Origin of the sequence: Allobosea sp., assembly GCF_017308015.1 — a bacterium.
In the GTDB taxonomy this organism is placed as follows: Bacteria; Pseudomonadota; Alphaproteobacteria; order Rhizobiales; family Beijerinckiaceae; genus Allobosea.
On sequence record NZ_JAFKFW010000004.1, the window covers coordinates 178,008 to 200,160 of the forward strand.

The 22,153-nt window shown below is 63.7% G+C and carries 19 protein-coding genes, 1 tRNA gene and 1 pseudogene; 11 read left to right on the forward strand and 10 right to left on the reverse strand.

The features are described from left to right. The first annotated feature begins 17 nt into the window (after positions 1 to 17). The 3 genes from J0I42_RS05210 (at position 18) to J0I42_RS05220 (ending at position 4,381) form a co-directional block, all read left to right on the forward strand. Positions 18 to 1,469 carry an NAD-dependent succinate-semialdehyde dehydrogenase gene (locus tag J0I42_RS05210; RefSeq protein WP_291653439.1) on the forward strand — a complete coding sequence of 484 codons (1,452 nt, stop codon included), beginning with the start codon at positions 18 to 20 and terminating at the stop codon, positions 1,467 to 1,469. A gap of 213 nt (positions 1,470 to 1,682) precedes the next feature. Next, complete coding sequence (locus J0I42_RS05215) at positions 1,683 to 2,933, forward strand: Zn-dependent hydrolase (protein WP_291653440.1); 1,251 nt, start codon at positions 1,683 to 1,685, stop codon at positions 2,931 to 2,933. Positions 2,934 to 2,950: 17 nt separating this feature from the next. Next, positions 2,951 to 4,381, forward strand: coding sequence for an aldehyde dehydrogenase family protein (locus J0I42_RS05220; RefSeq protein WP_291653441.1), 1,431 nt, complete (start codon positions 2,951 to 2,953; stop codon positions 4,379 to 4,381). Between the two features lie 434 nt (positions 4,382 to 4,815). Here J0I42_RS05220 and J0I42_RS05225 read toward each other — a convergent pair whose 3' ends face one another. The 4 genes from J0I42_RS05225 to J0I42_RS05240 form a co-directional block, all read right to left on the reverse strand. Next, positions 4,816 to 6,453, reverse strand: a complete 1,638-nt coding sequence (locus J0I42_RS05225; protein ID WP_291653443.1) for a class I adenylate-forming enzyme family protein — start codon at positions 6,451 to 6,453, stop codon at positions 4,816 to 4,818. A 23-nt stretch (positions 6,454 to 6,476) separates the two neighbouring features. Beyond that, complete coding sequence (locus J0I42_RS05230) at positions 6,477 to 7,481, reverse strand: hypothetical protein (protein ID WP_291653445.1); 1,005 nt, start codon at positions 7,479 to 7,481, stop codon at positions 6,477 to 6,479. A gap of 184 nt (positions 7,482 to 7,665) precedes the next feature. Beyond that, the gene (locus tag J0I42_RS05235; protein ID WP_291653447.1) at positions 7,666 to 8,055 is read right to left on the reverse strand and encodes a PaaI family thioesterase; all 390 of its coding nucleotides are present in this window, start codon (positions 8,053 to 8,055) and stop codon (positions 7,666 to 7,668) included. Further along, on the reverse strand, positions 8,052 to 9,071 hold the full coding sequence (locus J0I42_RS05240) for a 2-hydroxyacid dehydrogenase (protein WP_291653449.1): 1,020 nt from the start codon (positions 9,069 to 9,071) through the stop codon (positions 8,052 to 8,054). The genes J0I42_RS05235 and J0I42_RS05240 overlap by 4 nt, the downstream gene beginning before the upstream one ends. Positions 9,072 to 9,228: 157 nt before the next feature. Between J0I42_RS05240 and J0I42_RS05245 the strand changes: the two genes are divergently transcribed. The 5 genes from J0I42_RS05245 to J0I42_RS05265 all read left to right on the forward strand — a co-directional run bounded on the left by J0I42_RS05245 (position 9,229) and on the right by J0I42_RS05265 (position 15,702). After that, positions 9,229 to 10,299 carry an ABC transporter substrate-binding protein gene (locus tag J0I42_RS05245; RefSeq protein WP_291653451.1) on the forward strand — a complete coding sequence of 357 codons (1,071 nt, stop codon included), beginning with the start codon at positions 9,229 to 9,231 and terminating at the stop codon, positions 10,297 to 10,299. Beyond that, the gene (locus tag J0I42_RS05250; RefSeq protein WP_291653453.1) at positions 10,239 to 11,468 is read left to right on the forward strand and encodes an ABC transporter ATP-binding protein; all 1,230 of its coding nucleotides are present in this window, start codon (positions 10,239 to 10,241) and stop codon (positions 11,466 to 11,468) included. Before J0I42_RS05245 ends, J0I42_RS05250 begins: the two co-directional genes overlap by 61 nt. 59 nt (positions 11,469 to 11,527) lie before the next feature. Beyond that, positions 11,528 to 13,273 carry an ABC transporter permease subunit gene (locus J0I42_RS05255; RefSeq protein WP_291653454.1) on the forward strand — a complete coding sequence of 582 codons (1,746 nt, stop codon included), beginning with the start codon at positions 11,528 to 11,530 and terminating at the stop codon, positions 13,271 to 13,273. 57 nt (positions 13,274 to 13,330) lie between these two features. Continuing rightward, positions 13,331 to 14,803 (forward strand): MmgE/PrpD family protein, encoded by a 1,473-nt coding sequence (locus J0I42_RS05260; RefSeq protein WP_291653455.1) that lies wholly within the window; start codon positions 13,331 to 13,333, stop codon positions 14,801 to 14,803. A gap of 119 nt (positions 14,804 to 14,922) precedes the next feature. Further along, on the forward strand, positions 14,923 to 15,702 hold the full coding sequence (locus tag J0I42_RS05265; protein ID WP_291653456.1) for an IclR family transcriptional regulator: 780 nt from the start codon (positions 14,923 to 14,925) through the stop codon (positions 15,700 to 15,702). 111 nt (positions 15,703 to 15,813) lie between these two features. On the opposite strand, the pseudogene J0I42_RS05270 reads toward J0I42_RS05265, so the two are convergent. Then, positions 15,814 to 16,044: pseudogene (locus J0I42_RS05270) on the reverse strand (IS3 family transposase); the annotation flags it as partial. 330 nt (positions 16,045 to 16,374) lie between these two features. On the opposite strand from J0I42_RS05270, the gene J0I42_RS05275 reads away from it, so the two are divergent. After that, entirely contained in the window at positions 16,375 to 18,054 is a 1,680-nt protein-coding gene (locus J0I42_RS05275) for an FMN-binding glutamate synthase family protein (protein ID WP_291653458.1), read from the forward strand. Here J0I42_RS05275 and J0I42_RS05280 read toward each other — a convergent pair. The 4 genes from J0I42_RS05280 to J0I42_RS05295 form a co-directional block, all read right to left on the reverse strand. Next, positions 18,012 to 18,143 (reverse strand): hypothetical protein, encoded by a 132-nt coding sequence (locus tag J0I42_RS05280; RefSeq protein WP_291653459.1) that lies wholly within the window; start codon positions 18,141 to 18,143, stop codon positions 18,012 to 18,014. The two genes, J0I42_RS05275 and J0I42_RS05280, sit on opposite strands and share 43 nt — an antisense overlap. 6 nt (positions 18,144 to 18,149) lie before the next feature. Beyond that, positions 18,150 to 18,416, reverse strand: coding sequence for a hypothetical protein (locus J0I42_RS05285; RefSeq protein WP_291653461.1), 267 nt, complete (start codon positions 18,414 to 18,416; stop codon positions 18,150 to 18,152). A 417-nt stretch (positions 18,417 to 18,833) separates the two neighbouring features. Then, a tRNA-Arg gene (locus J0I42_RS05290) sits at positions 18,834 to 18,910 on the reverse strand. A gap of 255 nt (positions 18,911 to 19,165) precedes the next feature. Next, on the reverse strand, positions 19,166 to 19,375 hold the full coding sequence (locus tag J0I42_RS05295) for a hypothetical protein (RefSeq protein WP_291653463.1): 210 nt from the start codon (positions 19,373 to 19,375) through the stop codon (positions 19,166 to 19,168). A 246-nt stretch (positions 19,376 to 19,621) separates the two neighbouring features. Between J0I42_RS05295 and ykgO the strand changes: the two genes are divergently transcribed. Further along, positions 19,622 to 19,747, forward strand: coding sequence for a type B 50S ribosomal protein L36 (gene ykgO / locus J0I42_RS05300; RefSeq protein ID WP_055726794.1), 126 nt, complete (start codon positions 19,622 to 19,624; stop codon positions 19,745 to 19,747). A gap of 141 nt (positions 19,748 to 19,888) precedes the next feature. Next, positions 19,889 to 20,542, forward strand: coding sequence for a tetratricopeptide repeat protein (locus tag J0I42_RS05305; protein WP_291653470.1), 654 nt, complete (start codon positions 19,889 to 19,891; stop codon positions 20,540 to 20,542). Positions 20,543 to 20,686: 144 nt separating this feature from the next. Here the strand turns inward: J0I42_RS05305 and pyk are convergent, their stop codons facing one another. Beyond that, the gene (gene pyk / locus J0I42_RS05310) at positions 20,687 to 22,126 is read right to left on the reverse strand and encodes a pyruvate kinase (protein WP_291653473.1); all 1,440 of its coding nucleotides are present in this window, start codon (positions 22,124 to 22,126) and stop codon (positions 20,687 to 20,689) included. Positions 22,127 to 22,153 lie beyond the last annotated feature (27 nt).

Consider the following 22,153-nt stretch of genomic DNA (forward strand, 5'->3'; position numbering starts at 1 on the left):
CACGAATTGGATACCCCATGCTGAACCTCAACGATCCGTCGCTCCTGAAGTCGCAGTGCCTTGTCGATGGAGACTGGCTCGGCGTAGCCGTTGACCCCGTCGATAATCCTGCGACCGGTGCCGTGCTGGCCAAGGTGCCGCATTTCGGCGCAGCGGAGGCCACGACGGCCGTCGAGGCCGCTTCGCGCGCCTTCAAGCCATGGGCCAAAAAGAGCGCGAAGGAACGCTCCGTCATCCTGCGCAAATGGTTCGACCTGATCATGGCGAACCAGGAGGATCTCGCCAGGATCATGACCGCCGAACAGGGCAAGCCGCTGGCCGAGGCGCGCGGCGAGGTGGCCTACGCTGCGTCCTTCGTCGAGTTCTACGCCGAGGAAGCCAAGCGCATCTATGGCGAGACGATTCCCTCTCCTTTCCCGAATTCGCGCATCATCGTGGCCAAGCAGCCGATCGGGGTCTGCGCTGCGATCACGCCCTGGAACTTCCCTGCCGCGATGATCACCCGCAAATGCGCGCCGGGTCTCGCCGCAGGTTGCACGTTCGTCATCAAGCCGGCGCCTGATACGCCACTGACGGCCCTGGCGCTGGCCGAACTCGCCGGGCGCGCTGGCTTTCCCAAGGGGGTGCTCAACATCGTCACCGGTGACGCCAAGGCGATCGGCGGCGTAATGACCTCGCATCCGGCGGTGCGCTTCGTCGGCTTCACCGGCTCGACCCCGGTCGGCAAGCTCCTGATGCAGCAGGCTGCCTCCACGGTGAAGAAGGTCGGGCTGGAACTCGGTGGCAATGCGCCCTTCATCGTCTTCGACGATGCCGATATCGACGCAGCCGTACAGGGCGCGATCATCGCCAAGTACCGTAATATGGGACAGACCTGCGTCTGCACCAACCGACTCTATGTCCAGGCTGGTATCCATGATGCCTTTGTCGAGAAATTCGCCGGTGAGGTCGCGAAGATGAAGGTCGGCGATGGCGCCGAGCCCGGCGTCGTACAGGGGCCGCTGATCAACCAGGCCGCAGTCGACAAGGTCGAGCGCCATGTCGCCGATGCCGTCGCCAACGGTGCCGCCGTCGTGGTCGGCGGCAAGCGCCATGCGCTGGGCCGCACCTTCTACGAGCCGACTGTGCTCTCGGGCGTCACCACCAGGATGCTGGTGACGCGCGAGGAGACCTTTGGCCCGGTCGCGCCGGTCTATCGCTTCGACGACGAGGACGAGGTGGTGGCACTGGCGAACGACACGCCCTTCGGGCTGGCAGCCTATTTCTACACCAAGGATCTCGGCCGGGCCTTCCGCGTCGCAGAGGAGCTGGAATACGGCATGGTCGGTGTCAATTCCGCGATCCTCAGCACCGAGGTCGCGCCCTTCGGCGGAGTCAAGGAATCCGGCCTCGGACGCGAAGGCTCTCTCCACGGAATGGAGGAGTTCGTCGAAATCAAATACATGCTCATGGGCGGTCTCGGGCACTGAAGCGAGGCTCCGTCGTATCGTGCGGTCAGCATCGCTGCCCCCGGCGGGGCGACGGGTTCGCGGATCCGGCCGCCATTCCCGCCTGCAGGATCGTGAATCGCCCTGCACGATGCCGGGACCACCGCCGCGGGCTGTCCACCGGTAGCGGCCGCTTTTCACGAATGCGCTCGCGGAATGGTGCCGAACGGAACTTCCATGTTTGCAGGTAGTGTCATGAATAGAAGCAATCTGGCGATCAACGCTGATCGTCTCTGGGCGGACCTGATGCAGACCGCCCTGATCGGCGGTACTGCCAAGGGCGGCATCCGCCGGCTGACGCTGACCGACGAAGATCGGCAAGTGCGCGACTGGTTCTGTGGCGAATGCCGGGCGCTCGGCTGCGAGGTCACGATCGACGAGGTCGGCAATATTTTTGCCGTGCGGCCCGGCTTGCGCAGCGATCTCGCGCCGGTCGCGATCGGCAGCCATCTGGATACCCAGCCGACGGGGGGCAAGTTCGACGGCGTGCTCGGCGTTCTGGCGGGGCTGGAATGCCTGCGGACGGTGCACGAGGCAGGCTATCGCACCAACGCCCCGCTGATGCTGGTGAACTGGACGAATGAGGAAGGCTCCCGCTTCGCGCCGGCCATGCTCGGCTCGGGCGTCCATGCCGGCGTGTTCGACCGCGCCTACGCCGATTCCCGGATCGATGCGGAAGGGCAAACCTTCTCGGCGGCGCTGGACGGCATCGGCTATCGCGGCTCGGTGCCCGTCGGCCAGATCCCGATCGGCGCGATGTTCGAGTTGCACATCGAGCAGGGGCCGATCCTCGAAGCCGAAGAGAAGACGATCGGCGTCGTGACCGGGGTGCAGGCGATGCGCTGGTACGACATCGAGATCGAGGGCCGCGAGTCCCATGCCGGATCGACCCCTATGGCCCTGCGCGCCGACGCGCTGACCGCGAGCGCCGTGCTGATCCAGGAGATCGACGCCATGGCGCGGGGCCTTCATGACGCCGTCGCCACCGTCGGCACGATCGCCGCCCGGCCCGGCTCGCGCAATGTCATCCCCGGCAGTGTCACGATGTCGCTCGACCTGCGCCATCCCCGAGATGCCGACCTCGACGCCATGGAGCAGGCCGTCGAGACCGCGCTGCAGGACATCACAGGTGCGCGCGGAATGAGCGGTGCCATGACGCGGATCTGGACATCGCCGTCGGTCCGTTTCGACGAGGCCTGCATCGCGGCCGTCCGGCGTGCTGCCGCCAGCGGCGGCCACGCCATGCGCGACATCGTCTCGGGCGCGGGCCACGATGCCGCCTATATCGCGCGCATCGCCCCAACCACGATGATCTTCGTGCCCTGTGCCGGCGGCCTGAGTCATAACGAGGCCGAGAGCGCCACCTACGCGGATTGCGCAGCGGGTGCCGAAGTCTTGCTGCAGGCCGTCCTGGATCTCGACCAACGCCACGCAGACGGGCTGTGAACGGAGCCAATACCGAGATGTCGAATCCTGAGCATTTCTACATCGACGGGCGTTGGGTGCCCGGCGAAGGCTCCGCAACCCTGGCTGTCATCGACCCGTCGACCGAGAAGGCCTATGCCGAGATCGCGCTCGGCAGTGTCACTGACATCGACAAGGCCGTGATGGCGGCCCGCAAGGCCTTCGCCGCCTTTGCCGGCACCAGCCGCCACGAGCGGATGGAACTGCTCGAAGCGATCATCGCGGAATACGAAAAGCGCCAGGACGAGATGGCGGAGGTGATCTCGCGTGAAATGGGCGCGCCGATCAATCTCGCGCGCCGGGCACAGGCGGCGGCCGGCCGTGAGCACCTGTCGCAGGCGCTGGCCGCCCTCAGGAACTACACCTTCGAGACCCATATCAACAACGTGCTCGTCACTCGCGAGCCGATCGGCGTCTGTGGCTTCATCACCCCCTGGAACTGGCCGATGAACCAGATCGCCTGCAAGGTCGGCCCGGCCCTCGCCACCGGCTGCACCATGGTGCTGAAGCCGAGCGAGGTGGCACCGATGTCGGCTCTGCTGTTCAGCGAGATCATGCATGCGGCCGGGGTTCCTGCCGGCGTCTACAACATGGTCAATGGCGACGGCGCCACTGCCGGGGATGCCCTGTCGCGCCACCCGGAGGTCGACATGGTCTCGTTCACCGGGTCTACCCGCGCCGGCATCCTCGTTGCCAAGGCAGCCGCCGACACAGTGAAGCGCGTCCACCAGGAACTGGGTGGCAAATCGCCGAACATCCTGCTCGACGATGCCGATTTCGAACAGGCCGTGACCAGAGGCGTGCTCGGCTGCTTCGGCAATACCGGCCAATCCTGCAATGCTCCGACCAGGCTGCTCGTTCCTGCCGACAGGCAGGCCGAGGTGATCGAGATCGCAGCGCGGGTAGCGGCCACGGTCAGCGTCGGTGACCCCCGCTCCGCCCAGACGACGATGGGGCCTGTGGTCAGCGCCCTGCAGTTCGAGCGGATCCAGCGGCTGATCGAAGTCGGGATCGCCGAAGGCGCGACGCTGGTCGCAGGCGGCCTCGGACGGCCGGAAGGGCTTGAGACCGGCTATTATGTCCGGCCGACCATCTTCGCCGATGTCGACAATCAGATGTCGATCGCCCGGGACGAAATCTTCGGGCCGGTGCTTTCGATCCTGCCTTATCGCTCCGAGGAAGAGGCGGTCGCCATCGCCAACGACACCGTTTACGGTTTGTCGAGCTATGTTACGTCCAGCGATATCGAGCGCGCTCGCGGGCTGGCCCGCTCGATACGGGCAGGCATGGTCCATATCAACGGTGCACCGATCGATAGCGCAGCACCTTTCGGCGGTTACCGGCAGTCGGGGAACGGCCGCGAGGGCGGCGTGTTCGGCTTCGAAGATTTCCTCGAAGTGAAATCCATCTTCGGTCATGGTCGGAGCTGAGCTTCGTCGTAACCCCTCGCCGATAATCGGGCAGGGTTCTGCAAGAAGGGCGCAGACAGTCGGCGTCTCGAGGTAGGGCCGAACGACCGGAACCTGTTGTCCTACCGCTGTTTGCGGCTGGATCGTCGTCATTGCGCTGACATCGGGAAATCAGCGCCGGACGTCGGCATGGTTGCCCTTGCCGGGAACGATGGCCGCGGCAATGCCTTCTGGCCACGCTGCGCTGGCAGGCCCCCTCGCTTCAAAGCTGCGCTGGTGCTCCCGCTTGCGCGGGTCGCGCCGCCTACGGCAACAACGTCGCGAGACTGGCAGATCGGGCTGGCGCCGCTTTGCCGCAATATCTGCGGATTGGCGGCGCTTTCCTCGGCGTCACGGTTGCCCGTGCGCCAAAAAGACATCGTTGTGCCTGGACCTGTCCGACACGGATGGAACCGTCATTGCGACCGCCAGCTTTTTGACCCGCTATCGTAGGACCCCGCGCGCAGGTCGGGGCGGGCCGATACAAGATCGATCTTCTTGATCTTGTTGCCCGGCGTGCGGGGAAATTCGTCGACATATTCCAGGTAGCGAGGCACCTTGAAGCGCGCGAGATTCTTCCGGCAATGATCGAGTATGAGTTCAGGTGGCATGTCGGCCGCTGACTTGCCGCCATCGAGCTTGATATAGGCCTTGATCTCCTCGCCCCGGATATCGTCCGGAACGGGAAGGACCGCTGCCTCCGCAATGCCGGACAGGCTGCGCAGGATGCCCTCGATCTCCAGGGCGGAGACATTCTCGCCACTGCGGCGGATCATGTCCTTGCGGCGGCCTTCATAGTAGAAGAATCCCGCATCGTCGCGGCGGCCCGCGTCGCCCGTTCGGAACCAGCCCTCCGCATCCCGGGCTGCAGCATTGGCCTCGGGGCGGTTGAAATAGCCCAGGAATGTGCTGTAGCCGCGAACCAGGATTTCCCCCACGGTCCCGTCCGGAACGGTGTGGCCATGTTCGTCCGCGATCCGAACCTCCCGAAAGGCGGACGGAATCCCGACAGTGCCGGTTCCGGTGAACATGGTCGCTTCCACCGGCACATAGAGCGAGGAGCCGAGTTCGGTCATGCCGTAGCCCTGGCGGGCGACACAACGGTAACGTTGCTCCACCGCGGCGTAGTTCGACAGGCGGTGGCTGTAGCAGTAGGCGATCTTGAGGCTGTTCTCGCCGTCGTCGGGACGCTCGGGGGCGTTGGTGACGATTTCAGGCAGGCTGCAGAACTCGATATTGAAGGTCTTCACCCATTCCATGAAGCGCGAGGCGCTCTGGCGTCTCGCGACAAAGGCGGTGCCCCCCCCCGTCAGGGACAGCATCAGCATCGCCTGTCCGTCGACATAGTGGAACGGCTGGGCGATGAGGTTTCGCGAGATGGGGAAATGAAGCTGTGCGTTCCAGACCCGGCCGCGCAGCAGCCAATATGATTGCGGAAGTATCGCGCCCTTCGGCAAGCCCGTCGTTCCCGATGTATACTGAATATTGGCGGGATCGCTGAGTGACGGTTGTTCGGGCGGCACGAAATCCTCCCGGCCGGAAGCCTCGATATCCTCCCAGCGTCGGGCGCCGGACCTCGTTCCCGCCAATGCAACCACATGCCCCGCCGGGATCGGCGACACCGGCAGCTCATCCAGCAACGCCAGGTATTTCCCATGGATGATCAGGAACTGGGCTTCCGCATCCCGAATGACGTAGTTGAGTTCACGCGCCGTATACGCCTGGTTCAACGGCGCAACGACCGCGCCGATCCTCAGCAGGGCGAACCAGGTCAGCAGGTAATGCACGTCGGTATCGAGCATGACGGCGACGTGGGTGCCTCGCCTGATGCCCATGCGGTTCAAGCCGTCGGCGAGTTGTGCGGTGCGCCGCGCCAGCGATCGGTAACTGATCTCGATGCCATCGTCGAAGAACGACGCGAAGGCTCGCTCTCCATAGCGGGCGGCGGCGTCTGTGATCAGCGCGCCGACATTGGCGGGAAGTGGCTCGCGTTCGAGACGCCGCATCGCTTGTTCGGACGCCCAGCCGGACGTTTCGAGGCTGGAATTTGCCATGGGAAGGCTCCTTCCTGCGCCCGTCACCACAGCCACTTTCCGGTATCTTCGAAGGTCCAGGTTTCGCTCTCGATCGGCCCAGGGAAGGGCTCGCTCTCTCGGGTGACGCGGATGCGACCGTTGAGCACGCGCGTTCCCATGCGCTGGAAGTGGAACATGGCGTCCCGCAGATCCTCCGGGGTTTCCCAGTCGAAAGGTTTGTAGGAGCGCAGCACGACGCGGAAGCGGCGATCGCCATCCCAGATCAACTCATGGTCCTGCCGCGTCGCGCGGAGCAGCCCGGTAAAAAGCCGGGAGATCGACGCGAGGTCATTGCCTTCGATGCCCTGGTCGGCCTTCAGCTCATGGATGTACTGGATCGCCAGGAGGCGCATGGTCTGGGCCACGATATACGACGTGGAATCCAGCCCGAACTTGGCGATCATGGTCAGGATGGTGCGCGAGACATAGCCCCCGGCGAATTTCGGCCGTGCCTTCAGCTTGCGCTCCTCGGGCCAGAGTTCCGGATCGAGCACCGGCGCCTTGCTGGGATCGAATTCCGGCGTGCGCAGTTCAACCCGGAACACCAGAGCTTCCTCGGGAGCGAGCGCCCGGTCGTGCTCGATGAAGCAGCCCTCGTCGTAGGGGTCGCCTTCCATGATGGTCTTGGTGCGGACATACTGCAGGCCCGGCGCCCCGAGCAGTGCGCCATTGCGGGGATGCCAGGCGCTGCCCATGGTACGGCGCGCATGGCCGGGCAGGGCGAGCATCGCGACGCCGGCATAGGTCCACATCGGGGCCAGATACCGGATCCAGACTTTTTTCGGCGTCTCCTCGATATACTCCATCTTGAGGCCGCCGATGGCGTTCGTCAGGTAGTGGTATTTGGCCGCCTTCACCGCTGGCGGCTCGTCATCCTTGATGCCGAGCCGGCGCAGGCCTTCCAGGAAATGGACGCGCTGGTGGGCCTGGAGCGTGTCGAACCAGACCTGCCGGAAAGACGTGTCACCCTTTTCCCGGAAAATCACTGCGGTCAGTCCCGAGAACATTCGTCCCCATAATTTCTCCGCCAAGAGAGAATCCGCGCGCAATTGCTCGATGGCAGTCATGTCAGACTCTTTCTATCGCATTGCGATAACGACAAGTGTTATTCAATGAAACTAGGTGTCATTCTTTGAGGTGTCAACGCCTGCTCATTCGCAAGTCGCTGAGCCGTTCGGACGCTGAGCGGGATCAGGCTGGCGCTGACGGGTTCACCGGCTTCATGATTGCGGTGGCGGTGGCAACGATCTCACCGGCCTCGTCAGAGATCTCGCCCTCGCAGAAAATCAGTGATCGGCCGCTTTTGACAACGCGGCCCTCGACTGAAACCGGGCCGCGTGCCGCCTTCAGGAATGCGAGCTGCAGGCTCACCGTGACGACCGGCAGCCCGACGGAGCAGCGCGCCGCCGATGCAAGGCCGATATCGAGCAGCCCGCTCAATACGCCGCCATGCAGAAACCCGTGATTGTTTGCCAGGGCCGGCTGTGGCTGCAGCCGCAGCCGCGAGACACCGTCCGCATAGGAGACGGGCTCGATGCCGCAAAGCGATGCAAAGGGGACCTCGGCTCCGAAAATGTTCATGTGGCTTCCTCGGGAGATGGGTGAGAGTTGAAAGGGGAGGCCGAACGGCCCGAGATCTCGTCGCTCAAGCTTGCGATATTGGCGCCGATCGCCGTCCAGCGCCGGGTCAGCAGCGAGGCGGACCAGGTGGCGACGTGCGGCGTCATGATGACGTTGGGCAGCTCATGAAAGGCTAGGCCGGAAGGGCGAGGATGCGGCGCATCGGGCGTCGGATAGTGCCACCAGACATCGAGAATGGCGCCGGCGATCCTACGGGTCTTCAGAGCATCGAAGAGATCGGACTCCACCGTGATGGCCGCGCGCGCGGTGTTGATCAGGACCGCATCCGGTTTCATGTGCGCCAGAGCCGTTCGATCGATCAGGCCCTGCGTCTGGGGCGTCAGTGGGCATGCGAGCAGAAGAAAATCGCTTCTCGCCAGGAGCACGGGAAGCTCATCCGGCAGGAAGCTGGCATCCAGCTCGGCAGAAAGGGCGCGCCGCTTGCGGTTGAGTGTCTCGACCACCATGCCGAAAGCCTTGGCGCGCTTGGCCACCGCGGTGCCGATCGTACCCATGCCGATGATGGAGAGCGTGCGCCCTTGCAGTTCCGGTCGAAGGGGCGCCCGGGCAGCCGATCCATGTGCCCAGCGCCCGGTACGAAACGCCTGGTTCATGGAGCCGATGCCGACGCACCATTCCAGCATCGCCGCCATCACGAACTCGCTCGCGCCGGTTCCGTGCTCATGGAGCGTTCTGACGCGACAGCCCGGGGGCAGGCGACTTCGGTCGATCAGATCGGCGCCGGCCGCCGGCACTTGCAGCAGTTTCAACCTGGGGGCGGGAGGGTGGGAGGCGTCGAGGCACCGTGTCACCAGGACATCGGCCTCGGCATAGGCGGGAGCCACTGTTTCGTAGGAAGCGTCCGAGGGAAACTCCCGTATCTCGGCCGGTACGGACAGATGGCTGCGCAGGATGCGAGCGGTTTCGGCGGGGTCGTGGTCGGACAGGCGCGCGACGTTGTGGATGACGACCTTCATCAAGCTTCGGGGCGCTCGCCAATGCTTGATCCATCGATGGTGCCAGAACCCGGCGGCGCTGGGCGGCGCCTCGAAATGCGGTTGACACTCATCGCAATTCTCGTAACCTCTACGGACTACGACTGTTTCTATCGCATTTCGATGATTGGATCAAGCCATGTCGTACTCTCGTTTCGATGAATCAAGACGCCGCTTCCTCCTTAATGCCGGTACAGGAGCGGCCTCCCTCGCCCTCGCGCCGCTGGCCGGTTCGCGTGCTTTCGCGAACGAGCGGCTGACCGTTGCGGACGCGGGTGGTGAAATCACCCGAGCCAACGACCAGACTCTCTACGAGCCCTTCCGGAAGGAAAGCGGCGTGGCGGTGACCGTGATCGCCCGCGAGCATGAGCCGATCAGCCAGGTGAAGGCTCTTGTGGAATCGAAGTCCTACATCTGGGACGTGGTTGCGCTGACGGCGCAGCAGGCCATGACCCTGGATGCCGAGAACCTTCTTGATCCGCTGGATTGGAACGATCCTCACATGCAGGAGCTCATTCCGGCGGCCAAGCGGCCCAATTGGATGGCGCACTCCACCTATGCCGCGGTACTTGGCTACAATAAAACGAAGTTTGGCACGCAGGGGCCCCAATCCTGGGCCGATTTCTGGAACGTTGAAAAGTTTCCGGGGCGCCGCAGCCTGCGCAAGCATCCGATCGAGACGCTCGAGATGGCGCTGATGGCCGATGGCGTGCCGCTCGACAAGATCTATCCCATCGACATGGACCGGGCATTCGCCAGCCTGGACAAGATCAAGCCGCATATCCACGTCTGGTGGACGGGTGGCGCGCAATCGACGCAGTTGCTGCAGAGCGGCGAGGTCGACATGATTCCTATCTGGAGCGCGCGCCTGCAGACCATCATCGATGGCGGCGCTGCGGCGGTCTCGGTCTGGAACCAGGGGATTTATGCAGCCGACGGCTGGGGTATCCCCAGGGGGACGCCACGAGCCAATGCCGCCCGGCGGATGATCAAGTACTTCGCCAGACCGGACCGGCAGGCCGCCCGCGCGTCCATGCTCGGCAACGGCCCGTCCAACTTGAAGGCATTCGACACGATCCCTGCCGATCGCGCAACGAAGCTGCCGACCTATCCCGACAACCTGAAAAAGATGCTCGCGACGAACGACGAATGGTGGTTCGCCAACCGCGAGAAGGCAATCGAGCGCTTCAATGCCTGGCTGATCACCTGAAGCCCGATCCGGAGAATTGGGACCAAATGAAAATGCAACAGGGGGAACTGCCGCATGCCAAGGCAATTCAAGCGCGGGACACGGCAGTGAAGCTCGATATACGCGGAATCTCAAAGAGATACGGTGCAGTCACGGCTATCGACAATGTTTCGGTTCAGGTCCGTGATGGCGAGTTTCTGACCCTGTTGGGACCTTCGGGTTCAGGCAAGACCACGCTCCTGACGGTGGTCGTCGGGCTGACCACGCCCGACGACGGCGAGGTGCGCATCGACGGCAAGGCGGCGACCTACGCGCCGCCACATGAGCGTGACATCGGCATGGTCTTCCAGAACTATGCCCTGTTTCCGCATCTTACCGTGTTCGAGAACATCGCATTCCCCTTGCGCATGCGCGGTCGGAGCAAGACCGCCATCGCCGCAGAGGTGAAGCGCGTCCTGGACATCGTCGAACTGGGGCATACGGCGGACCGTCTGCCCCGACAATTGTCCGGCGGGCAACAGCAACGCATCGCCCTGGCGCGCTGCATGGTCTATCAGCCGTCGATCATCGTGATGGACGAACCGCTGGGTGCGCTTGACAAGCGGCTGCGCGATACGATGCAGGTCGAGATCAAGCGCCTGCATTCGCAATATGGCATCACAATTCTCTACGTGACGCATGACCAGGACGAGGCGTTGGCGCTCTCGGATCGGATCTGCCTCATGCGCGACGGCGGCATCGAGCAGCTTGGCACGCCGCACGAGCTCTATTTCGAGCCGCGCACGGTATTCGCTGCGAATTTCATCGGCGATTCCAACGTTTTTCACGGCAAGGTGCGAACGGTGTCGGGCGATTCCGTCGTGCTGGAGGTGGCGGGTGGATTGCTGATCGAAACCGGGGCCCCGAAGGCGCCGGTCTCGGCCGGCGATCCGATCTGCGTCATGGTTCGCCCGGAACATGTCCGCTTGATGGATGGCGGCGCCGACGGTTGCAACCGGTTCACCGGACATGTGGAGAGCAAGCTTTTTGCAGGCAGCATGATGAAGGTGTTCTGCCGCAGCGTCGGCGGCATCGGGCTGCAGGCCAAGCTGGCGGCGGCGCGGGACGGCCGCTCGCTGGACAGTGCGCGGCTCGCTCTCGGCTGGAATCGCGAAGACGTGGTCATTCTGGAAGAGGGCTCCGCGTCGTGACCGAAGTTCCTGCCAGCCCATCTCTGACGCAGGCCCGGCCCCGCTCGCGCAGGCCGCTGATGTGGTTGCTGCCCCTGCTGCCGGCGGTCTGCTTCCTGGCGCTGTTCTTCGTCTACCCGGTTGGCGACCTGCTGTTCTTGAGTTTCAAGGACAAGGCCGACGCATTCAGCCTCGATCAGTACAGGTCGATCTACAACAGCCCCGTCTATACCAACGTGCTGCTCATCACGCTGAAGATTTCGCTGATGATCACGGCGTTCTGCATCGTTCTGGGCTATCCGGTCGCCTATCTGCTGGCGAATTCCGATCCGAAGACGCGCGCGCGTCTGGTGATCTGGGTCCTGATGCCGTTCTGGACGAGCTTCCTGGTGCGTGCCTTCGCCTGGATGATCCTGCTCGGCAATAACGGCCCGCTGACCAACGCGGTCAACATGCTGGGCTCCGGTCCGCCGATCAAGCTGCTCTACAACCTCACGGGCGTGATGATCGGCACCGTGCAGGCCCTGTTGCCGCTTGCCATCCTGGTCATGATGGCGGCGATGCAGAACATCGATGCGAACCTCACCCGCGCAGCCTCGACCATGGGCGCCCGCGGCGGCCAGGCATTCTGGCGAATCTATTTCCCGCTCTCGTTCCCCGGCGTTGCCGCAGCGGGGCTCCTGACCTTCATTACCGCGATCGGCTTCTTCATCACGCCCGCATTGCTGGGCGGGCCGCGCGAGACGATGATCGCGCAAATCATCCTCGTGCAGGTCCAGGAACTGCTCAACTGGCGTTTTGCCGGTGCCCTGTCGCTGCTGCTGCTCATTCTCGCGTTCGTCGTGTTCATCCTCTACGACCGCGCGACGGGCTTGTCCTCGCAGGCCAAGCTCGTGCAGACGGGCGCCGTCACCAAGCCCCCCAGCCACTGGACCAGGCTCGGCAATGCCGCTTCGCTCGTGGTTCTGGGTGGTCTCGGGGCGGGCTGCGATCTGATCGAGCGTCTTTGGGAACGGGTCATGCCGCGGCGCAAGGGCAGGCCGCGAGCTCACGCGTCCGGGCCGTTGCGGATCGTGGTCACGATGATCCTTGTCTTCCTCGTCGCTCCGGCACTGATCGTCGTGCCCGTCTCGTTCACGGCTGGAACTTTCATCGAGTTTCCACCGCGCGGACTGTCCCTGCGCTGGTACGAGACCTATCTGGGCTCGTCGGTCTGGGTGAATGCGACGCTGGTATCCTTCGCCGTGGCCTTCGTGACCGGCCTGGCAGCGACGATCCTGGGGACGGCGGCTGCGTTCGTGTTCATCCGGCGTGAGTTTTTCGGCAAGCGCGCCCTCGTGGCGATGTTCATCGCGCCGCTGGTCATTCCGCGCATCATCATCGCCGTGGCGATGTTCTATCTCTTCGCGCGGCTCGGCCTCATCGGCTCGATCGTCGCGCTGGTGATCGGACATACGGTCCTGGCGCTGCCCTTCGTCGTCGTCACCGTCATGACGGTGCTGAAGACACATGACGAGCGCTACGACCAGGCGGCGTTGACACTGGGCGCCACTCCCTTCCGGGCGCTGCTTCATATCACGCTGCCGTTGATCCAGTCGGGGATCATCGCCGCCTTCCTGTTCGCGTTCGTGACGTCGTTCGACGAGCTGACCGTCGCCCTCTTCATCAGCGCGGGAACGGTGACGACACTTCCCAAGATGATGTGGAGCGATCTGATCCTGCAGATGAACCCGACACTTGCGGCGGTTTCCACGGTGATCCTGGTGATTGCGACGGTGATCGTGCTGGCGGCCGAGGCGATCAAGCGCCGGAGCCCCGCCACCTGACGCGGCTGAAGGACGGGCGGGCCACGGCGGCTCCGCCCGGATGGCTGGGAGTGACGCATGACGAACGAACTTCCCCTGCGTGCGAGCGATACCGCAGCGCTTGCATCCTATTTTTCCGGCCTGCCGTTCGAAGCCATTCCGAACGATGTGCTCGATGAGACGCGGCTGGTCATCCTCGACACTCTCGGCTGCGTGATCGCGGCGAGAGGCACGGAGATCGGGCCGGTAACCGCGTCTCTGGCCGAATGCCTGGGTGCCGGTGAACTGGGCGAGGCCTATGCTGTCGCGCGGCTCGCCAACGCGATGGACCTGGACGAGGGGACGCCGTCAGGTTCTCATTTCGGGTGCGGCGCCATCGGGGCGGCGCTTGCCCTAGCCCGCCGTCCGGGCACTCTGGGGCGGGAATTCCTGGCCTCCGTCGCAATCGGCTACGAGATAGGCGGTCGAATCTCGGAGGCGATCGGGCCTTATTTCAAGACCAGCGCGGGAGCGGCGAAATCATTCGCCGATGTGTGGGGTGTAGCAACGCCGGTCGTCTTTGCGGCCGTCGGCGCAGCCTGCCGTTCGCTGAGACATGACGCAGCAATGACGGCCCAGGCTTACGGCTCGGCCGGTTCGGCGACACCGGTGCCGATCGGTGCGAAATGGGCTGGCGAGACGGATTTGCCCAATACGAAATATTGCGATGCCGGCTGGTGCGCGCTGGTCGGCGTCTTCGGGGCGCGTTCCGCCATGCTCGGCTCGAGCAGCCTCGGCGGGATTCTGGATGGCCGGAACGGCCTGCTCGCCATGGTCGCTGCGCAAAACCCGCGCCCCGAGATCCTCACGGCCGATCTCGGTAGCCGCTGGCGGATCAGACAGGTCCTGTACAAGAAATGGCCGTGCTGCCGGTGGATTCATTACCCCCTCACCGCCCTGGCCGGCCTCGTCGAAACGTTCAAGCTGACAGCCGATGAGATCGAGGAGGTGGTCGCGGGCGTGGGCTTTGCGGCGACGTCCGCACGCTTCGCCAACCAGCAGCCAGACAGCTTTACCAAATTCCAGTTCAGTATTCCCCATGCGGTGGCCATGCTGCTGCTCGACGTTCCGCCGGGGCCCGCCTGGCTTTGCCGCGACCTTGCCCGGCATCCGCGCGTGCGCGAGTTGCGGTCCAAAGTGCGGGTCGTCGAACATCACACACCCTGGCAGTTTCCCGATTTTCGCGATGGCGCGGCGGATGCCATTCGCCGGATGTCGAGCGGCGTCCATCTGGCGGCGAGGGGGCGGCGCTTCGTCGCCGAAACGGATTTCGCGTTCGGCGATTCCTACAGCGAGCTGAAATGGGGCAAGGAGGAGGTGATCGCGAAATTCCGGTCCCTCGTCGCCGCGGACCAGGCGGACCGAATCATCGATGCATTGTGGAACCTGGATGCTCCCGGTGCCCTTGCCGATTTGCTGGACGCATTCGACCTGGCCCGGCCGGGCGCCTCTCCGGGCGCCTCGCAGCTTTCGTCGAGAACGACGGAGGTGCTGATCAGGACCTTCGCGTGAAAACCGAAGCTGAGCCAGCCTGGTAAGCGACCAGCCGCCCTGCAGCTTTTGACTTCGCGCGCGAGACAGGCCAATCGAAGGCGTATCGTATTGACGTTGAACAATCGGACGCATTCAGAATGAAGGTCACTTCGCCCGATCGCAATTCATCGCTGTTTGTCGGCTCCGTCGCGAAGGCGTTTCGTATTCTCGCGGCCTTCGATATGGGGCAGCGCGCTCTTCCATTGGTTCAGATCGCCGCGCTTTCGGACCTTGATGTCAGTGCCGCGCAGCGGGCGGTGTATACGCTGGTTGCTCTGGGATATCTGCGCAAGGACGCAAGCACCCGGCTTTACAGCTTGACGCCCAAAATCCTCAACCTGGGTACCAGCTATCTGCGGGCAGAGGGGCTGGCCGGCCGGGCGACACCCTATATTCGCAAGGCAAATGAAGAGGCTGTTGAAACGATCAGCCTACTGGAGCTCGAGGGCACGGACGTCATCCATGTCATCCGCTATGGTGCGCCGGGATCGATCAACGTGCGCATTCTGATGGGGTCGCGCAGCCCGGCCTATACCCAGGCGGGAGGGCGGGCGATCCTGACCTTCATGCCTGCGGATGCGGCGGCAGCCCGCATCGATGAAATCCGCTATGAGCCGCTAACCAAGTTCACGGTCAAGAGCCGTGAAGATCTGGAAGCCCATCTCGCTCAGATCAAGGCGGATGGTTATGCGATCGTCGAACAGGAGCACTCCATCGACGAGGTGAGTTTGGCCGCACCGATCTTTGCCCCGAACGGAACCGCGATCGCTTCGGTCAGCTTTCAGGTGCCGGTGAGCCGATGGGCGGAGCCCCGGCACCAACAGAGGCTCATCCGTATCGTCCTGGACACCGCGAACGCCATTTCGGCGCAGACATGAGAGTTTATCGCGAGTTTCACCGAAGTCGGGCTGCGATGGTTCTGCCCTATGCCAACAGTCGCCGTTTCTGACTGAACCGCTCCTGGTTTCCCGGAGGCCATTTCGTTGGGGTTACGCCGCCATGGCTGGCTCGCTGAGCAGGGCGTAGTAGCGTTCCTCGGCCTCGGCCGGCGGGATATTGCCGATAGGCCCCAGCAGCCCGCGATGGTTGAACCAGTCCACTCATGTCAGCGTTGCGAACGCGACGGCCTCGGTGCTCCACCAGGATCCGCGGCGGTGGATCAGCTCTGCCTTGTCGAGTCCGTCGATCATCTCGGGAGGAGCATTGTCGTCTTGCTCGCCGCGGCGCCGCCTTCTCAGGAGTTGCAGCTTCCGACAAACCCGGGACCGTTCACCAGACCCGGTCCTTCGATTCTGTTTCATCCGCGCTCTCGCATGGCTTCGATGATCCAGAAAACCTCCCTCCGCAAAACTCCTAGACGATCTCAAAGGCGCTGACGTCAGGCAGGCTGTCCTTGAAAACTTCCGTGACGCTGTCCATAGACCTGCCAAGTCGTTCGGGAAGGCTGTATTCTCGATGCGATCGTCCAGAACCGATTGCTGCCATCGCTTCAGGATGCACCGAATTCCCCGCGTTCAACGTGACCGGATCAGGCATTTCTCCAGGACATCATGCTAAAAAATGCTCTGCTGAATCAACGCTATGCGGCATTTCTCGTTGCCGTTCTCGCTTTTGTCGGTTCGCTGCTTGGCTGGCTGGTCTATAGCGGGTGGCTGCTCATTCCGACGGTGGCTGCGGGGGCACTGGTCTTTCTCGGCATGCACGATATGCGCCAGCACAAGCACTCGATTCTGCGCAACTATCCAGTGATCGGGCACCTGCGCTTCCTGATGGAAAGCATCCGGCCGGAAATCAGGCAATACATCATCGAAAGCGACCATGACGAAGTTCCGTTCAGCCGGCAGGATCGCGCGCTGGTCTACCGGCGCGCCAAGGGCGACGAGGACAAGCTGCCTTTCGGCACCTCGGAGAACGTCTACGGTTCCGGCTATGCGTGGTTGACCCATTCAGCCACGCCGATGGCCATTGCCGACACTGATTTTCGCGTCCGGATCGGCGGACCTGCCTGCAGGCGTCCCTATGAGGCCAGCCTCTACAATATCTCGGCCATGAGTTTCGGTGCGCTCTCGGCCAATGCCATTCTGGCGCTCAACACAGGCGCCCGAAAGGGCGGCTTCGCACACGACACCGGCGAAGGCAGCATCAGCCGGTATCACCGACAAGGCGGCGGGGACCTGATTTTCCAAGTGGCGTCGGGCTATTTCGGTTGCCGCAACGAAGATGGCAGCTTCTCTCCCGAACGATTTGCGGAGCTGGCTGCTGATCCGCAGATCAAGATGATCGAAATCAAACTCAGCCAAGGCGCCAAACCGGGGCATGGCGGCATGCTGCCGGCCTCCAAGATCTCTCCCGAGATCGCCGAGGCGCGAGGCATTCCGATGGGCGTAGACTGCCTATCGCCTGTAGCCCACAGCACCTTTTCCACTCCGACGGGGCTGATGAAATTCGTCGGGGAACTGCGTGAGCTTTCCGGAGGCAAGCCGGTCGGCTTCAAGCTTTGCATCGGCCATCGCCGCGAGTTCATGAGTATGGTCAAGGCCATGCTCAACACTGGCATCGTGCCCGATTTCATTGTCGTGGACGGCGCCGAGGGCGGTACTGGCGCCGCTCCCGTCGAATTTGCCAACCGAGTGGGCATGCCGATGCTGGAAGGGTTGACCTTCGTCCACAATACGCTGCGGGGGGCCGGCATCCGGAACCAGATCAAGATCGGGGCGGCCGGCAAGATCGTGTCAGCCTTCGACATTGCCCGCACGCTCGCGCTTGGGGCAGACTGGTGCAACGCGGCGCGCGGCTTCATGTTCGCGATCGGCTGCATCCAGGCCCAGTCTTGCCACACCAATCGTTGCCCGGTTGGTATCGCCACGCAGGACCAGCGCCGCCAGCGCGCCATAGATGTCGGTGACAAGAGCGACCGTGTCGCGCGCTTTCATCGCAACACCATGCACGCTCTCGGTGAAATCGCAGGTGCGGCGGGCCTCAGCCATCCCAGCGACTTCATGCCGTATCACTTCATGTTCAGACAGAAGGACAATGAATTCCTCGATGGCAACGAGGCCTTCCCCTATTTGCCGGAAGGATTCCTGTTGGGAGGAAACGAGTTTCCGGAGCTCGCCGATTGGTACAGCCGCTGGGATCGCGCTAGTTCCGACAGTTTTGCTCCGCCGGAGATTCCACACGGTCCGTTTCAAACGAGTCGAACCTCGAAGGTGATCGACGCCGTCGCATAATCGCCACGACGCGCGGCTTTTGCGACCAGGACATCCAGAATGCCCGAAACGCTGATGAGTGCGATCAGCGGCCGGTTGTTGTCGTCCATCTTGGGTCAGGTCCGCTGCACCGAGCGAATGACGTCAATCGGGGCGGGTGGTCGGATGGTCTTGGTTCCAACCTCGGGGATACATGCTCGGGAAAATGGGTCAGCGCAGTCGGTCCCGTGCTCGGAAATGGTCAGGTTGACCGCCGCGCGCACCGTTGCAAAAATCTGTTTGATCGAACGCGTTGTCAGCTTCTTGGCGATCAGAAAGTCGCGAAGCCGGCCAGCGTCCGCTTGCTTCGAATCGCTCCTGGCAGGGGTGACGAGGCAATCCACGACATATCCGAGATGGCGGTCGGATAGGCATTGAAGCCCTTACCGTTCCCGCCACCCTTGAGCCGACGATAGAGATCACCAGGCTTGGACATGCCGCTGCTAGTGCGGCAGTCTGCGGTGAGGGGCGGGACCCAGGGCAGGACGCGTTCGCGGCGATTTGGGTCCAGACCATCTCCAACTGGATCGGCAAGGCAGCCGCGAGCTTCTGGGGGCGCGTCGGTGACGCGCGTGTAGAGGCAGGCGGCGACGCGCGTCCGAATCCAACTGGGGCCGAAGTAATTTCGAGATCCGGCGCGAGAAGTAAAAGCCGCCACGCTTGACGAAGGTCCGGGGCCCTACTGGCCTACCCTCGGTCTATCCATGGCAAGCAGGCCGCTTGAAAACGGCTTGTCGCCGATAAACTAGACAAGAAAGAAATGGCGCGCCCGAAAGGATTCGAACCTCTGACCCTCAGATTCGTAGTCTGATGCTCTATCCAGCTGAGCTACGGGCGCGTCTCAGAGCGTCATGACGCGTTGCGTCCGGCCTGATGACGGGGGAAATAGCTGGTCCGTTTCGTCTTGGCAACCCTCAAAATCGCCTCGTCATCGAATTGTTGTGATCGCATCCAGGAGCGACCTGAACCGACTCATTCAGGTCGGGGATCGATGGATTGGCCCGGCACTCCGATCGGTCCGCATCCCGGCCGAACCGGGTTGCGCGCAACACGCGGCCACGCACCTGAGCCGGGTCCTGTCGATGCCGATGGATCAGCGTGTCGCGCGGCGCGTGGCGCGTACGACGGAGGGGCCGGAGACGGCACCGGCCGCGCCGCCCACGACAGCGCCCACGGGACCTGCGACGACGGCGCCGGTGCCCGCGCCGACGGCCGCGCCGCCGATGCGCTGTTCCACGGTGTTGCCGCAGGCGCCGAGTGCCAATGTGATGGCGAGGGTCGAGAGGAGCAGGGGCAGGCGCATGAATGGTCTCCGTGTGTGGGCGAGGGTCTAAACGCCGTTCCCTAGCGCAGGTTCCCAAGGATAGAAGTGGATTTTCCTGCGTGCCGGATCGCGATCGCACTTGCGATCCACGGAAAAATCCGTATACAGCCGGCATCGCATCAGTCGTACCATTGAATGGGCGGCGAGGGCCGTTGAGGTCCGCGTCGGAGACTGAAGGTTTTTGACCGGCCCATCTCACACGGGCGGGCCGATGGAGTTGAGACGATGAAGATCCGTAATTCGCTGAAGTCGCTGCGCGCGCGCCATCGCGACAACCAGCTCGTGCGCCGCAAGGGCCGCATCTATATCATCAACAAGGTCCAGAAGCGCTTCAAGGCGCGTCAGGGCTGAGACTTCGCGCGCGGTTTTGCGCGCGGCTGCCTCGGTTGGAATTTCCGGAGAGCGGGGCGCCCATGGCGAGCCCGCTCTTTGCGTTGCGCGCTCTCCCGGCTGTGATTTGACGGCGTGGCCGCTCCGGCTAGAGTTGCGGGCATGATCCGTTCTCGCATCGCGTCCGCTGCCTTCGCGCTGCTGCTGGCCTCGGCCGGCCCATTCGCGGTGGATGCGGCATTTGCCCAGCCCGTGCCGCCGTCGCGGCCGGGCACCGTCTTGCCTGAAGACAAGGCCGACAATCCGGTCACGCCCGACAAGTCGCAGCGCGCGCCGGCAGCGACGCTGGAGCGGCTGTTCCAGCGCCTGCACGATGCCGCCACGCAGGAGGAGGCCGAAGGCGTTGCGCGGTTGATCCAGCGGCGCTGGGCGCGTTCGGGCTCCGACACCGCGGATCTCTTGATGACCCGGGCCCAGCAGGCTCTGAAGGAGAACCAGAACGAACTCGCGATCGAACTGCTCGATCGTGTGGTCAGCTTGCAGCCGGATTGGGCGGAGGCCTGGAACCAGCGCGCCAATGCGCTTTATCTGATGGGCGATTCGATCCGCTCCATGCTCGATATCGGTGAGGCGCTGAAGCGCGAGCCGCGCCATTACGGAGCCATGATGGGGCTCGGGATGATCCTGCGCCAGCAAGGTGACGACAAGGCCGCGATGACCGCTTTCCGCAGGGCGCTGGAAATCTACCCGCAGTTCGATGCGGTGAAAAAGGCGGTTGACTCGCTGAAGGTCGAGGTCGACGGCCGCGACGCATGAGCGCTCGGGATGCGCGACGTCATGCCTGGGCTCGACCCGGGCATGACGTGACGGGAAAAGACGTTTTGCTTGGTAGGCGAAGCTGCCTTTGAGCGTCATTCCCGGGTCGAAGCTGGGCTTCGCCCGAGGACGACGCCCTGCCGTTCAAGCCTTCTCGACATGCTCCTGCGCGACGAAGGCGATGCGGACCATGTTGGTTGCGCCCGGAGTCCCGAAGGGCACGCCGGCGACCACGATGATCCGATCGCCGAGTTTGGCGTAATGCTCGCGCACCGCGAACTTGCAGGCGCGGAAGGCCATGTCGCCGGCGTCGCTGGCATCCTTGGTGACGATGGCATGCACGCCCCAGACCAGCGTCAGACGTCGCGCCGTTGCGCGGTTCGGAGTCAGCGCGATCACCGTCGAATTCGGGCGCTCACGGGCGATGCGGAAGGCGGTCGAGCCTGACGAGGTCCAAGCGCAGATCGCCTTGAGGTTCAGCGTCTCCGCGATTTCGTGGGAGGCTTTGGCGATGGCGTCGGCGCCGGTCGCCTCGGGCTCGTTGCGCTGCGATTCGAGGATCGAGCGGTAGGCCGCGTCGTTCTCGACCTCTTCCGCGATGCTGTTCATCATCGTCACGGCCTCGACCGGGTACTGGCCGGCGGCGCTCTCGGCCGAGAGCATGACGGCGTCCGCGCCTTCGAAGACGGCGGTGGCGACGTCGGAGACCTCGGCGCGGGTCGGAACCGGGCTTGTGATCATGCTCTCCAGCATCTGGGTCGCGACCACGACCGGTTTGCCCTTGAGGCGCGCCATGCGGGTCAGGCGCTTCTGGGTGCCGGGCACCTTCTCCAGCGGCATCTCGACACCGAGATCGCCGCGCGCGACCATGATCGCGTCGGAGGCGTCGATGATCTCCTCCATACGTGCCACGGCCTGCGGCTTCTCGATCTTGGCGAGTGCCAGTGCGCGGCCGCGCACGATCTTGCGCAGTTCCGCCATGTCTTCGGGCCGCTGCACAAAGGAGAGCGCGATCCAGTCGACGCCGACCTCGGCCGCGACCTCGGCATCGGCACGATCTTTCTCGGTCATGGCGGAGACCGCGATGGTGGTATCGGGAAGGCTCACGCCCTTGCGCGAGGACAGGCGCCCGCCGACCAGCACCTTGGTCACGGCCTCCTTGGCCGAGGCCTTCTCCACCACGAGGCGCAGCTTGCCGTCATCGAGGATGAGGTGGTGACCGGGCTCCAGCGCGCTCAGGATTTCGGGATGGGGGAGGTGGACGCGCTTGGTATCGCCAGGGGCAGGGTCCGAATCGAGCGTAAATCGCGCTCCCTTTTCCAGCATCACGCCACCGTCACCGCCGAACTGGCCGACTCGCAGCTTCGGGCCCTGCAGATCGGCCAGGATGCCGACCGGGCGGCGGAATTTGCTCTCCAGCCCGCGCAGCATCGCGACCTTGTCGGCCAGTGTCTCGCGCTGAGTGTGGCTCATGTTGATGCGGAAGACGTCGACGCCGGCAGCGAACAATGCTGCGCACATCTCCTCGGTGGAGGAGGCGGGGCCCAGGGTGGCGATGATCTTGATCCGGCGTTCGCGCTTCATTGTTCTTCCCCTGCGACCGGAATGCCC

Bases quoted from the DNA above. Each gene is read 5' to 3' on its own strand.
- J0I42_RS05210 (WP_291653439.1), top strand. From the start codon at position 18: ATGCTGAACCTCAACGATCCGTCGCTCCTGAAGTCGCAGTGCCTTGTC.
- J0I42_RS05215 (WP_291653440.1), top strand. From the start codon at position 1,683: ATGAATAGAAGCAATCTGGCGATCAACGCTGATCGTCTCTGGGCGGAC.
- J0I42_RS05220 (WP_291653441.1), top strand. From the start codon at position 2,951: ATGTCGAATCCTGAGCATTTCTACATCGACGGGCGTTGGGTGCCCGGC.
- J0I42_RS05225 (WP_291653443.1), bottom strand. From the start codon at position 6,453: ATGGCAAATTCCAGCCTCGAAACGTCCGGCTGGGCGTCCGAACAAGCG.
- J0I42_RS05230 (WP_291653445.1), bottom strand. From the start codon at position 7,481: ATGTTCTCGGGACTGACCGCAGTGATTTTCCGGGAAAAGGGTGACACG.
- J0I42_RS05235 (WP_291653447.1), bottom strand. From the start codon at position 8,055: ATGAACATTTTCGGAGCCGAGGTCCCCTTTGCATCGCTTTGCGGCATC.
- J0I42_RS05240 (WP_291653449.1), bottom strand. From the start codon at position 9,071: ATGAAGGTCGTCATCCACAACGTCGCGCGCCTGTCCGACCACGACCCC.
- J0I42_RS05245 (WP_291653451.1), top strand. From the start codon at position 9,229: ATGTCGTACTCTCGTTTCGATGAATCAAGACGCCGCTTCCTCCTTAAT.
- J0I42_RS05250 (WP_291653453.1), top strand. From the start codon at position 10,239: ATGGTGGTTCGCCAACCGCGAGAAGGCAATCGAGCGCTTCAATGCCTG.
- J0I42_RS05255 (WP_291653454.1), top strand. From the start codon at position 11,528: ATGTGGTTGCTGCCCCTGCTGCCGGCGGTCTGCTTCCTGGCGCTGTTC.
- J0I42_RS05260 (WP_291653455.1), top strand. From the start codon at position 13,331: ATGACGAACGAACTTCCCCTGCGTGCGAGCGATACCGCAGCGCTTGCA.
- J0I42_RS05265 (WP_291653456.1), top strand. From the start codon at position 14,923: ATGAAGGTCACTTCGCCCGATCGCAATTCATCGCTGTTTGTCGGCTCC.
- J0I42_RS05275 (WP_291653458.1), top strand. From the start codon at position 16,375: ATGCTAAAAAATGCTCTGCTGAATCAACGCTATGCGGCATTTCTCGTT.
- J0I42_RS05280 (WP_291653459.1), bottom strand. From the start codon at position 18,143: ATGGACGACAACAACCGGCCGCTGATCGCACTCATCAGCGTTTCGGGC.
- J0I42_RS05295 (WP_291653463.1), bottom strand. From the start codon at position 19,375: ATGCGCCTGCCCCTGCTCCTCTCGACCCTCGCCATCACATTGGCACTC.
- ykgO (WP_055726794.1), top strand. From the start codon at position 19,622: ATGAAGATCCGTAATTCGCTGAAGTCGCTGCGCGCGCGCCATCGCGAC.
- J0I42_RS05305 (WP_291653470.1), top strand. From the start codon at position 19,889: ATGATCCGTTCTCGCATCGCGTCCGCTGCCTTCGCGCTGCTGCTGGCC.
- pyk (WP_291653473.1), bottom strand. From the start codon at position 22,126: ATGAAGCGCGAACGCCGGATCAAGATCATCGCCACCCTGGGCCCCGCC.